Here is a 13,189-nt window from a genome sequence, read left to right on the forward strand (position 1 = left end):
GCGTACCCAGCTGTGAATCGGAACGAAAGGCGGAGACTCCTGCGGGAGATAGTGCTTTGGGAAGACCCCGCAGGCGTTTAGCCGAGGAGGCTTCCCAAGCGCCCCGCGGACGCGAAGCCTTTCGTGAAGAGAAACAGCGGTCTATAGCCGAACCCTCCATTCACCATATAGAGCAATTTCACTAAAATATTTAAAGAGCACCCTTAATTCTAGACATTCCCAGCTAAGGATCGGAACGAAAAAAAGACATACTTCCCAAAAGGAAATATGCCTAAGTTAACAACTATTTATCTTTTACCAGAATCAAATGGTTCTCCGACAGCTTTTGGAGCTTGAGAAGACTTAGAGAAAATGATCAAGGCAATTAATGTTACAACATAAGGGAAAATCTTCAGTATCACCGGCGGAAACACAGCAAGATTAGGAATAACCTGAGAAACATTCGCGACAGTACTTGCAAACCCGAAGAATAAGGTCGCCGCAAGTATTCCCATCGGCTTCCACTGCCCAAAGATTAGAGAAGCAAGTGCTAAGAACCCAAGACCTGCCACCGTACCCGTGAACTCTCCACCGAAGGTTACGATAATAATCGCTCCACCTAAACCTGAGAACGCTCCGGAAATCATAACTCCGATATAACGCATCTTTCTTACACTGATACCCGCAGCCTCTGCAGCATGTGGATGCTCACCACAAGCTCTTAAACGCAGTCCAAATGGAGTCTTATATAGTACAAATGTACTGACAATCAAGATGGCAAGAATCAACCAGGTAGTCGGGTAGGTTCTTGTAAAAAAGAGACTTCCTATAATTGGAATATCCGAAAGAAAGGGAACATCAAAAGGACGAAACCCGCTATTAATTCGGATGTTTCCGCTTCCTGTTATATTACGTGCCAAGAACACTGTTAGAGCTCCTGCAATCATATTGATTGCTGTCCCACTGATTATCTGATTTGCACTCAGGTTGATACTGGCAAATGCGTGTAATAGCGAGAATAATAAACCTACTATTGTCGCTACTAGTAAACCAATCCAGATGGCCCTGGTCTGACCTGGCATCAACTGCTGCATTTTCAAAATAACGAGGGCACCAGAGAAGGCTCCTACTACCATTAACCCTTCTAACCCAATGTTAACGACTCCGCTTCGTTCACTAAAAAGTGCTCCTAATGCAGTAATTAAAAGAGGGATCGTAAATATAATTGCATACGGGGCTATTTGCTGAATAGTTGTCCACATAATCTATTCCCCCTCCTTCAATTTCGTTGTTGTGTTTTGTTTGTTTTTTCTTTTGTTCAACAAGAAGCGCACAAAACGTTCAATGAGAATACTTGTTGCAGCAAAATAAATGATGATCGCAATAATGGAATCTGCTATCTCTGGTGGAATATCTGTCATTGCATTCATAAAGCCACGACCAGAATATAGCAATCCAAAGAAAACGGCTGCTAATAGTACACCGATTCCTGTATTAGCACCAAGTAATGCCACAGCAATTCCGTCAAACCCTTGTGTTGGAAGAATACCTATCTGAATGCTTGTTGCATTTCCTGCATAGTAGGCCACTCCACCAAGTCCGGCTAGTCCTCCAGAAATTAGCATGGATGTGATGATACTGCGGTTAACAGCAATTCCTGCATATTCTGCAGCATCCCTGTTAAATCCTACTGCTTTAAGCTCATAACCGAGTGTTGTTTTATTTATAATAAATGAGAAGATAATTACTGCAATAACGGCTAGGAATAACCCTAGATTAATATAAGAACCGTCAAATGCTTCTGTTAGAAAAGATACTCTTAACGAACCTGAATCAGAAAGCTTTCTGGATTCTGTTTCCAAAAACTCCCCTTTGAAATAGGCTGGTACAGCATAATATACCGTCCAGTATGCAATCCAGTTCATCATAATAGTAGATACTACTTCATGAACATTAAACTTAGCCTTCAGGAGACCAGGTATAAATGCCCATAATGCTCCACCAAGAAAACCTGCAAAGATCATGATTGATAATAGCAATGGTTTTGGTAAATCGAAGGTTAAGCCCACGGCCACCGCCAAAAATCCACCAAAAAGCATTTGTCCTGCTGCACCGATGTTGAATAGTCCTGTTCTGAAAGCAAATGCCACAGATAATCCTGTAAAAATAAGAGGAGTTGCAGTAGCAAGTGTATTTCCTATTCTAGAAGTATTTTTCAGGCCACCTTCAAACAAATACTGATACCCTTCAATTGGGTTGTTTCCTGTGATAGCCATTAATATCGCACCTGCAAGTAAACCAAATACTACAGCAAGTAACGAGATAATTCCGCTCCTCATTCGTCTTCCCCCTTCTTCACTCCAGCCATCATTAGTCCAATCTCGTTTTCATTTGTCTCTGAAGCGTTAACAATGCCGACGAGTTGACCGTTATTGACGATAGCAATGCGATCAGATACATTTAATATTTCATCTAATTCCAAAGAAACCAAAAGTACCGCTTTTCCTTTGTCTCTTTGTTCTATTAATCTTTTATGAATATATTCAATGGAACCTACATCCAAGCCCCGTGTTGGTTGAACGGCAATTAATAGTGTAGGGTCAAGCTCAATTTCTCTTCCAATAACCGCTTTTTGCTGATTTCCACCTGAAAGAGATCTTGCAATCGAAGTGGCACCTTGACCAGAACGAACATCAAAGCTCTTAATAATATGGTCTGCATGTTTTCTTATAGCAGAAAAGTTTAGTAATCCTTTTTTTGAAAATGGTTGACGATGATAAAGTTCTAGTACCATATTTTCCTCAATGGTATAGTCCAGAACCAGTCCTCGTTTATGACGGTCTTCAGGAATATGGGCAATTCCTTTGGCAATTCTGGTCCGAACAGGCATCTTGGTAATATCATGCCCTTCATAATGGATGGAACCTGAATCTACATTAATCAATCCAGTTATGCTTTCCACTATCTCGGACTGGCCATTCCCGTCGACACCGGCAATTCCAAGTATTTCACCCTTTTTTAACTCAAGTGAAACATTATCCAAACCGATAACATCCTTGCCATGTTTTACTGTAACCGAATTCATTTTCAGTACCACATCACTTGGGGAGCTCTCTTTTTTGCTCACCTTAAAGTTCACTTCTCTACCAACCATCATTTCAGCCATCTTTTCCTTGCTTGTTTCCGATACATTGACTGTACCAATCGTTTTACCTCTTCGGATGACCGTGCATCTGTCGGCCATTGCTTTAATTTCTTTCAATTTATGGGTGATTATGATAATTGACTTGCCTTCTGCTATAAGGTTTTTTACTATTTTTCCGAGGTCTAAAATCTCTTGAGGAGTGAGCACGGCTGTTGGCTCATCCAAGATAAGGACATCCGCTTGACGATAAAGCATTTTCAGAATCTCCACACGTTGTTGCATTCCTACCGATATATCCTCTATTTTTGCATGGGGATCAACATTTAGGCCGTACATTGCCGATAACTCTTCTATTCTCTTACTCGCCGTTTTTGTATCAAGAGCGTAATAATTGTGTGATTCAGAACCTAGAATAATATTTTCCGTGACGGTAAAATTACTTACAAGCTTAAAATGCTGATGTACCATCCCTATTCCGAGCTTTGTTGCGACGTTTGGGCTAGCAACCTTCGTTTCCTTACCCTTCACTTTAATTGATCCTCTATCTGGTTGATACATTCCGAACAGTATGGCCATAAGTGTTGATTTACCGGCCCCGTTTTCCCCAAGCAAAGCATGTACCTCTCCCTGCTTCAGGCGCAACGTAATGTCATCATTAGCAACTATTCCAGGAAACTCCTTCCTGATATTGAGCATCTCAACTACATATTCCATATAGCGATTCTCCCTTTAATAGAATTTATCTCTTTTTTTGAAGAGGACAGACAACTAACCTCTATCAATATAGGCAACAAAAAAGACGGGACAACCCGTCTCTTTTGTTATTACCTCGTTCGAACTTTACTCGGATTACTTGATAAGATTGCCTTGTTCAGGAGAAACTGTTACTTCACCGGATTTAATTAGTTCAAATACTTCATCCACTTTAGTTGTTGTTTCATCGCTTAAGTTAGGGTTTTCTGCAGGTAGACCAACACCATCGTTTTTAGCATCAAACATTAGTGTTTCTCCACCAGGGAATTTCCCTTCTTTTTCTGCTCTAATCATATCAGCTGCTGCTTTATCAATTTGCTTCGTAGCAGAAGTTAGTACAACAGATTTTGTTCCATCTTCGTTTAAGCCGTCTTCATATTGATCAACGTCTACTCCAACGATCCAAACATTCTCTCCATCTGCTACACGAGTTTTCGCCTCATTAATAGCTCCAACCCCAACGCCGCCTGCTGCTGCGAAGATAACGTCTACTCCACGGCTGTACATTTGTGCAGCGATTTGCTGTCCTGCTGCCATGTCATCAAATGAACCTTGGTAGACAACATTCTCTTCTTTGATTGTTACGTTCGTACCAAGATTCTCGTTTGCATAAGCAAGACCTTGTTGGAAGCCCCAGTTGAACTTCTGTACAGGTGGAATTTCCATTCCGCCGATAAATCCTGTTTCACCTTCTTGAAGCTCAAGTGCAGTAGCAATACCAGCAAGGAATCCTGCTTCATGCTCAGCGAAGAAGATGGAAACCGTGTTTTCTCCTACAACTGAATTAAAGTCTCCGTTATGAGGAGTTCCATCAATTAATACAAATTTTGCATCTTCAAATTGACTTTGTGCATTAAAGATTGCTGTTTCGAATTTAAAACCAGGAGTAACAATAAATTTAAAGTCTGCATCATACAGGTTTGTAATTTCTGCCATGTAATCTGATTCTAAAGTACCTGCAGGTTTTAAATATTTGTTTTCTAGATTTAACTCTTCTGTAGCTTCCACTACACCGTTCCAAGTACCTTCGTTAAATGATTTATCATCAATGGTTCCAGCATCTGTAACCATACCTACTTTAAAACTTGTATCCTTTTCTCCGTCGCCGCTGCTGTTATCGCTGCCACAACCAACTAAAAAGAGCATAGTTGTCATTACTGTAATAATACTAGCAAGTAATCCCTTTTTCATGCTTGTACTCCCCCAAAAAGTTTAAATTTATTGTGTTTTGTAAACCCTTACTATTCCTACTATATTCTTAAACTTCTTATTTTTCAATATATGTTTATAAAAGATTTGTGAAAATTACTGATTCTTTTTTACTAGAAAACTATAACCTGCAAAAAATGTCGATTATTATTGGGTTTGTTCACGGAGTGTTGGTATTATTTACATGTTTGAATACGCTTAATTATTCAATCTGTAGGAGAGCACTTAAGATATGATAACTAACTATCTTCTTGATCTTATAGCAACAATCTTTAAGAAAAGAGCCTAAAAAAGACAGGAAGAGGTTGTCCCTTTTCCTGTCTTTTCAATATTATATCGCATTATTTTCTTATACTTTAGGTCCATTAAAGCCATTGTTGTCGAAGTTATTCGGTGTGTTTGGTGTATTAGGCGTATCCGGTGTATTTGGTTTCTTTTTATCTTTTTGGATTTTGTTTTCAAATCTTTCTAGGTTACGCTTTGCAAATTCTCTTCCACCGATACCGAAGGAGATAGCGAATGCGATGGAGAGACCTCCTAAGATTAGCAAGAACCCTATGTTTACAATGGTGCTTGCAAAGCCTAATTGGGAGAGAGCCATAAATACAGCAAATACGATAATAATATATTTCACTGTTGCTCCAGTAAATGGGCTGTTAGTGTACTTGGTGACGAGGTTTTGTAGGAAATTGCCCCCTACTAATGCCAGTCCGATAATGATCATTGCGCTAATTAACATTGGCAGGTAAAGAATAATCGCATTACCGATATTATTTAGCACGTCTAGCTGCAGCACATTTAATGCTTCTACTGTAAAGAAAAGAATAATTAATACTTTAACAACTTGTCCAATTACCAATGCTAGATCAAACTTTGGTTTCGGTTGATCTTGCATTCCTAATGACTGGTAGATATTACTGATTCCTGTACGTTTCAGTAGGCTTACTAGCAATTCAGATACAAATTTAGCTAAATAGTAACCTACAAGCAATAATATGATTGCGACAAAAATATTTGGAATCATGTTAAGGATTGTATTTAATACAGATACAATTGGCTCGGAAATCGTTTCAATATTTAGCGTTTCCAATGCAATTGTTACTATTGGAATTAAAATGATTACGAAAATAATGTTAGAAACAATTTTAGCTAATGTTCCTTTGTTGTCCTTTACTTCTGCTTGAAGATTTGTTGCACCTTGAGGATTGTTTGGTGTTTGCACTCTACTATTTCCAGCACTACCACCTATACGGTCAAACCAATGATCAATATTAAGACTAAGTAGTAGGTTATAAACAAGGTCTTTTACAAGACGTGCTACGAAATAACCAATTGCTATGATTATAGCCGCTGCAAATAGATTTGGAAGGAACGCCAAGAATTTCTGTACCATATCTGTTATAGGCTGGGATACGCTTCTCATATTCAACGCATCCAAAATACTAGGCAGGAAGAGGATGAAGACTAAAAAGAAAACGATTTTACCTAAAGAATCGATTACACTTTTCCCCTGTTCCTCGCTTCTGACCATACGAGACCTTGTCATCGCTTTATGCATTCCCGCTTTTTTAGAGAGCTTGACAACAATTCCTTTTACTACGGTAGCTACAATCCATGCTAGCAGTAAAAGCAGTAAAGCGACAATGACGTTTGGAATGGCTTCAATTAAAGAATTTATTGCTGATTGAAAACTGTGGTTTACATCGTTCAAAAAAATCACTCCTTCTATTTTTATGAGGGCAAGTGCTACAATCCATTAATCATGAACGGCTAGCACTCTATGGATTAAATAACCTATAATGCCCATCATTAAACAATGATTTGTAAGGTGCTAATTGATTGTTGTATGATGAGGGTATTGAAATGGGGAAGACAAACAATTTTTTCTTAAGGACGTGGGTACACTGAGAATTAATAAATTTATAAGCGATTCTGGAGTCGCATCCAGACGTGGTGCAGATAAATTAATAGAAGAAGGAAGAGTTAAAATTAATGGAAGAGTTGCCAAGATTGGCGGGCAGGTTGAGCCAGGAGACGAAGTTCTCGTCAATGGACAGCTTATCCGAATAGCTAGAGATAATGTGTATATCGCCCTCAATAAGCCGATTGGGATTACAAGTACGACAGAAAAAAATGTTAAAGGTAACATAATTGATCTGGTGAATCACCCTTTACGCCTGTCCCATATAGGCCGATTGGATAAAGAATCCGAAGGGCTAATTCTCCTTACAAATGACGGGGATATTATTAATGAGATTTTGCGACCGGAGAATAAACATGAAAAAGAATATATCGTTTCAGTAGACAAGCCGATCACTCCGGAATTTGTAAAGCAGATGTCAGAAGGTGTGAAGATTTTAGGAACAAAAACGCTTCCTTGTGAAGTGGTACAGCTTTCAAAATTTGATTTTCAAATCATCTTAACACAAGGGTTAAATCGCCAAATACGACGGATGTGTGGCGAGCTAGGGTACGAGGTACTCCGCCTTCAACGTACGCGCATTATGAACATTCAATTAAACAACCTTCCGATGGGACAATGGCGCGACTTATCTAAAAAAGAAAAAAGACAGTTGTTTGCAGAGCTTGATTACGAGCCAAAAGAATGGTGATCAAGCAACAATGTATACAAAAGGCGACCGGTCACAACGCTTAAAGCATTGTGACCGGTCGCCTTTTTCTATTAACTCATCATTTCCTTTACTAACTCCCTGTTGCGCTTTTTAAATACATCATTATGCGAGGAAACCATTGCCGCTTTTTCTGCTTCTGGCTGGATATAGAGTTTCGCCTTATTTACCGCATTCGCTGCATCCTGGAAGGCACCTGCAATCAGATGAAGCTTTCCATCGTGCTTTAAAATGTCCCCAGCGGCATAAAGCCCCTCCACCGATGATTCACTGTTTGCATTGCCAGCGATATAGAAGTTTTCTGCAATCTCTATATTTAACTCACTTTTTTGAAGCAAACTTGCATCCTGTTCGTAGCCATGATTGATGATAACTTCATCTATAGAGAGAAAGCTTTTCTCCCCTGTTTTGTTGTTTGTCAGCTCGACACGCTCGATTTCCTCTTGGTTCGAGGAAGCAATTAGCTTAGTAATGGAAGAATGGAAGATGCATTCAACCGAACTGTTTAACAACTGCGACACTTGTGCTTCATGTCCAGCCAATGCATCCTTCCTATAAGTTATATAAACTTTTTTTGCTATCGGTTCTAACTCATTTGCCCAATCAATTGCTGTGTTTCCTCCACCTGAAATGATGACGGTTTTATCCTTAAAATGTTTTAGGGATTTTACAGTGTAATTTAGATTGGACACTTCAAATCTTTCTGCGCCTTCAATATCAAGCTTTTGAGGATTAAGAATTCCGCTTCCTACTGCAACAATGACCGTTTTGGAGTAATGCTTTTGGCCTGAAGCAGCTTGCAGGATGAAGTTACCCTCTTCATCTTTTGTGATATATTCGACTTTTTCATTTAATACTACCTCTGGATTGAATGTCAGTCCCTGCTGAACAAGTTGATGGATTAATTTCGCTCCGGGAATCGGTGTCTGGCCTCCAATATCCCATATCATTTTCTCAGGATACACATGGATTTTGCCACCTAATTGTGGTTGAAATTCAATTATTTTGGTTTTCATTTCTCGAAGGCCACTATAAAAAGCAGAGTAAAGACCTGCTGGACCGCCTCCTATTACCGTAACATCAAAGATTTCATTCCCCATTACCGATCACTCCTGTTCCCCATTTAAAACTGATTATCATTCTCACTTAAGACCAATATACGTCTTTTTCTTCACTTTTACAACCAAAAAAACGGTGGACGACCAAAAAAAGAAGTGCTCTTCATAAAAGTTGCATATTACTTACAATTACAGAAAAACAAAACTGGAGAAAAGCGTTCCGTGCGCAAATCTCGAGAAGTGGTACGGAAAAACCGAGTTACGTGCGCAAGTCCCGAGAAGTGATACGAAAAACCCGAGTTACGTGCACAAGTCCCGAGAAGTGGTACGCAACACCGGAATACCGTATGCACGCAACCACGAAGTCTACCCACTAACCCCGTTCCATGGGTAATGTCCCCAAAATTAAAGGACGAAAACACCTCGTTTATAGTAGAAAGAAACCCAAATGGGAATTTATCGTTAACAGAATTAAAAATCAAAAACCCAAAACCAATAGGTTCTGGGTTTTCACTATTAAGATACAATTACTAAATGTACTTTATTTCTATACCTAATTTAGGTGTAGATTAAGGTTTTCTCTTCCAAAATGGAACCCCTTAGATTTTTAAAAGGGGTTTTCATCCTTAACTTAGTCAGCTCATCACTAGTTCACAAGGCTTTACCACGAGCTGCCCTTCATCAATAAACAAGATTCGGTCGGCAATTGCCTTTGCATCATTAAAATCATGGGTAACCAAGATCGAAGTGATCTGGGCCCTTTTTAAAATATCTTTCAACTCTTCCCGAATTTTTTCTTGTAAGTGTACATCCAAATTACTAAAAGGCTCATCTAAAAGAAGGAGGGACGGTGAAGGAGCAAGGGCCCTTGCCAAAGCCACACGCTGCTGCTGGCCACCGCTTAATTCATAAGGATAGCGTTGGCCATAATCCGCAAGATTAATCAGTGACAGCATTTCCTCTAACCGCTCTTGTTTTTGTTTACGCGACATTTTTCTTAGGCCAAATTTAATGTTTTGAGCGACTGTCATATGCGGAAATAGTGCATAGTCCTGAAAAACTACCCCAACCCCCCGCTTTTCTGGTGATAGTAGTGTCTTGGAATCAAAGATTTGCTTCCCATCAATCTTCATGGTTCCAACTTGGGGAGTTTCGAGTCCGGCAATAAGTCGTAGAAGGGTACTTTTCCCGCTCCCACTTTTACCAAGAATCGAGATGATTTCGCCTTTATTAATATCCACCGCAATGTCACGAAGCGTATGGCTTTTCGAGTTTTTATATTGAAACTGCAAGTCTCGTATTTGGACGAACATTATTTACCCTCCTTATCTAGCACACGATAAAAAATAAAGATACTTAAAGCGCTGATGAAAATAATCAATAGTGATGCGATGGATGCTTCTTGTACTCTTTCATCATTCGCATATTTAAAAGCCTGTGTGGCTAACGTCGAAAAATTAAAGGGCTGTAAAAATAATGTTAGCGGCAACTCTTTTAGGATATCAATAAACACTAAAATGAATCCGCTCACAATTGCTCCTTTTAATAGAGGAAGATCAACCTTTAGGAACGTTCTGAAAGTAGATGCACCTAGCGTTCTAGATGCTTCCGTAAATTTATTCCCTACCTTTTCAAAGCCTGATTCCACCGCATTAAATCCGATTGCAAGGAATCGTATCACATAGGCAAATACAAGCATAACCAAGGTAGTTCTAAGAACAAATTCCGGCTTTAAATTAAATAGCGCAAGAAACGAGACAATTTGCTCATCTAACATAATAAAGATTGTAATAACGGCAATGGCGATCGCTGCTCCAGGAATAGAATAGCCCAGTGTCGTTACTCGGGAGAATATTTTTGTTATGACACCCGGCTGCAGCCTTGTGTAATTCGAAATAATTAGTGCTATTACAATAATAAGTAACGCCGAAATACTCGCAACAAAAATAGAGTTTGCAGCCAAACTTAAAAATTCCTCTTTGAAAATTTGATCATACGTCATGGATGCCCATCGGATAAGTTGCAGCACTGGAATGATAAAAGCAATGGTAAAAATGCTAAAACAAAAAGCAAAAACAGTCCATCCTTGTACTCCTTTTAGATTCTTCGGTTGTATTGGACGAACTTTGGAGGAGGGATCAAAAAACTTTTTCCTTCCACGAAGCAAACGCTCCATGGATAAAATGACCATTACCATAATCATTAGGGTTCCTGCGAGTTTTAAGGCAGAGTCCAAATCCATCATGCCGTACCAGGTCCTAAAAATCGCAGTACTGACTGTTTGAATTCCAAAATAGCTTGCCACCCCATAGTCGTTTAATACTTCTAAAATGACAAGCGTTACACTTCCAACGATAGCTCCTCTGGCGATCGGCAAAGCGACACGGAAAAAGGTACTTATGCTATTACTGCCTAATAATCTAGCATTTTCAATAACCGAGGCAGATAAGCTTTGAAAGTAGCTCAGGGTAATAGAATACACATAGGGAAATAGCGTAACTGTAAAAATAAATATTGCACCTGGAATGCTCATGATATTAAAGTAGGCTTGATTGACCTGTAGCTCAAAGTTATTACGTAAGCCTGACTGGACCACACCGGTATAGTTAAGTATGCCGTGGTAGGTGTAGGCAGCAATATATGGCGGAATAGCGAGGGGTAAAATGAGCCCCCACTTAAGAAAGTTCCGAAATGGAAAGTGATAGATTGTTACCAGCCATGCTAAGCTTGTGCCGATGAACATCGTAGCAAGCGCAGTGAAAAGGATGATAATCAGTGAATTTTGAAGATAGTCTCTTAATAGATATTCTTTTATATGAAGCCAATTTTCATTAGGCTCTGTAAAAAACTCCACTGCAATCAAAATATTGGGAATAAGAATGATAGAAATGAAAAATATGCTAGCAAGGGCCCACCCTTTATGCTTAACCCTCGACCAATGGAACTTCTTCACAGATGACACATCCTTTTAAACATTAAAACTAAATTAATCCAGGTTAATTATAACGAAAATCATTCTCAAATGGAATGTAATGTGCAAAAAAAAGAATAGAACCGAATCATTGTTACAGATCCGGTTCTACTTCCTTTTTCTTATTTCCAACCTACTTCATTAAATAAACGTATTGCAGCTTGTTGGTTTTCCCCTAAAATAGAGAGCTTCACATCTTGTTCTTTGAATTCTCCCCATGATTGTAGAAGTTCGGAAGCTTCTACATTCTCTTTCACTGGGTATTCATAGTTTGCTTGTGCAAATTTCCCTTGTGCCTCATCACTAGATAAGAATTCAATAAATTTAATCGCATTTTCTTTATTTTTTGCATGTTTAGTCACACCAGCTCCACTGATGTTGATGTGTGTACCAGTTGTATCTTGGTTAGGGAAAAACACCCCAACGTTTTCTGCCACTTTTACTTCCTCAGGATCGTCAGAGTTTAACATCCCACCCAAATAGTAGGTGTTCATAATTGCTACATCCGCTTCCTCTGCTACTACTGCTTTTGCTTGGTCTCGATCTCCACCTTGCGGATCACGCGCCATATTATTTACAATTCCTTGTGCCCACTCTTTTGCCTTCTCTTCCCCCATCACTTCAATAAAAGATGCCAATAAAGAAATATTGTACATATTTTCAGAAGCACGTACCACTACTCGACCTTCCCATTCAGGTTCTGTTAGAGCTTCATAGGTTGATAGTTCCGACGGATCTACGCGGTCCTTGGAGTACACGATGACACGCGCACGCTTTGTTAATCCAAACCATTGGTTATCTTCATCACGAAGCTTTTCTGGAATATTTTCAGTAAGTACATCGCTTTCTACTGCTTGTAAAAGATCACTTTCTTTCGCTTGATAAAGGTTTCCAGCGTCTGCTGTAATATAAACATCCGCTTCAGTCGCTTCCCCTTCAATGTTTAAACGCTCCATTAATTCATCGCCTTTTCCTTCAACAACATTTACCTTAATGCCTGTTTCTTCTTCAAAAAGTTTGTATAACTCTTGGTCTGCTTCATAATGACGGCTTGTATATAAATTAACTTCTCCCGCTTCTTCCTCTTCGTTTGTCGCTTCATCACTGTTAGTCTCCTCAGTGTTTTCAGAAGAAGTATTTCCATTGGTATTATTCGTGCTGTTACCATTATTCGTGCTGCTGACACATCCTGTTAATGCTAGCACTAGTACAAGCATTAAACTAATGAATATATTTAGTTTTTTCATGTTTGAGACACCCCTTATGTAATTAGTATTGATAATCAATCTCATTTGTATATTACATTGATAACCGTTATCATGTCAACACTTTTTTAGCATTTTACTAGTTTATGAATTTTATATTTTGAAACGCTATTACAAAAAGAGCTTTTTTTGAAGAAACACTTGAAATTAGAGATAAATTGAGCTGAAATATATAGGAT

10 protein-coding genes are annotated in these 13,189 nt (G+C 39.1%); 1 reads left to right on the top strand and 9 read right to left on the bottom strand.

What is annotated here, in order from left to right; all coding sequences use genetic code 11:
• Positions 1-287: 287 nt before the first annotated feature.
• The 5 genes from K9B36_RS13215 to K9B36_RS13235 all read right to left on the bottom strand — a co-directional run bounded on the left by K9B36_RS13215 (position 288) and on the right by K9B36_RS13235 (position 6,839).
• The gene (locus tag K9B36_RS13215; RefSeq protein WP_223702670.1) at positions 288-1,241 is read right to left on the bottom strand and encodes an ABC transporter permease; all 954 of its coding nucleotides are present in this window, start codon (positions 1,239-1,241) and stop codon (positions 288-290) included.
• A gap of 3 nt (positions 1,242-1,244) precedes the next feature.
• The gene (locus tag K9B36_RS13220) at positions 1,245-2,318 is read right to left on the bottom strand and encodes an ABC transporter permease (protein WP_223702672.1); all 1,074 of its coding nucleotides are present in this window, start codon (positions 2,316-2,318) and stop codon (positions 1,245-1,247) included.
• A complete protein-coding gene (locus tag K9B36_RS13225) occupies positions 2,315-3,838 on the bottom strand; it encodes an ABC transporter ATP-binding protein (RefSeq protein ID WP_223702673.1) in 1,524 nt (507 codons plus the stop codon). Before K9B36_RS13225 ends, K9B36_RS13220 begins: the two co-directional genes overlap by 4 nt.
• A gap of 135 nt (positions 3,839-3,973) precedes the next feature.
• Positions 3,974-5,068, bottom strand: a complete 1,095-nt coding sequence (locus tag K9B36_RS13230; RefSeq protein WP_223702674.1) for a BMP family lipoprotein — start codon at positions 5,066-5,068, stop codon at positions 3,974-3,976.
• Positions 5,069-5,435: 367 nt separating this feature from the next.
• Positions 5,436-6,839: a mechanosensitive ion channel gene (locus K9B36_RS13235; RefSeq protein WP_223702801.1), complete on the bottom strand. Its 1,404-nt coding sequence runs from the start codon at positions 6,837-6,839 to the stop codon at positions 5,436-5,438.
• A gap of 142 nt (positions 6,840-6,981) precedes the next feature.
• Here K9B36_RS13235 and rluF point away from each other — a divergent pair, with 142 nt between their 5' ends.
• Positions 6,982-7,698, top strand: coding sequence for a 23S rRNA pseudouridine(2604) synthase RluF (gene rluF, locus K9B36_RS13240; RefSeq protein WP_223702675.1), 717 nt, complete (start codon positions 6,982-6,984; stop codon positions 7,696-7,698).
• A gap of 71 nt (positions 7,699-7,769) precedes the next feature.
• Here the strand turns inward: rluF and K9B36_RS13245 are convergent, their stop codons facing one another.
• From K9B36_RS13245 to K9B36_RS13260, 4 genes are all read right to left on the bottom strand, one after another.
• On the bottom strand, positions 7,770-8,816 hold the full coding sequence (locus K9B36_RS13245; protein ID WP_223702676.1) for an NAD(P)/FAD-dependent oxidoreductase: 1,047 nt from the start codon (positions 8,814-8,816) through the stop codon (positions 7,770-7,772).
• Positions 8,817-9,409: 593 nt separating this feature from the next.
• Positions 9,410-10,087 (bottom strand): ABC transporter ATP-binding protein, encoded by a 678-nt coding sequence (locus K9B36_RS13250; RefSeq protein ID WP_223702677.1) that lies wholly within the window; start codon positions 10,085-10,087, stop codon positions 9,410-9,412.
• A complete protein-coding gene (locus tag K9B36_RS13255; RefSeq protein WP_223702679.1) occupies positions 10,087-11,727 on the bottom strand; it encodes an ABC transporter permease in 1,641 nt (546 codons plus the stop codon). The genes K9B36_RS13250 and K9B36_RS13255 overlap by 1 nt, the downstream gene beginning before the upstream one ends.
• 140 nt (positions 11,728-11,867) lie before the next feature.
• Entirely contained in the window at positions 11,868-12,992 is a 1,125-nt protein-coding gene (locus tag K9B36_RS13260; RefSeq protein WP_223702681.1) for a Fe(3+) ABC transporter substrate-binding protein, read from the bottom strand.
• Positions 12,993-13,189: the final 197 nt, after the last annotated feature.

This window comes from Sutcliffiella deserti (genome assembly GCF_020037475.1).
Taxonomy (GTDB): Bacteria; Bacillota; Bacilli; order Bacillales; family Bacillaceae_I; genus Sutcliffiella_A; species Sutcliffiella_A deserti.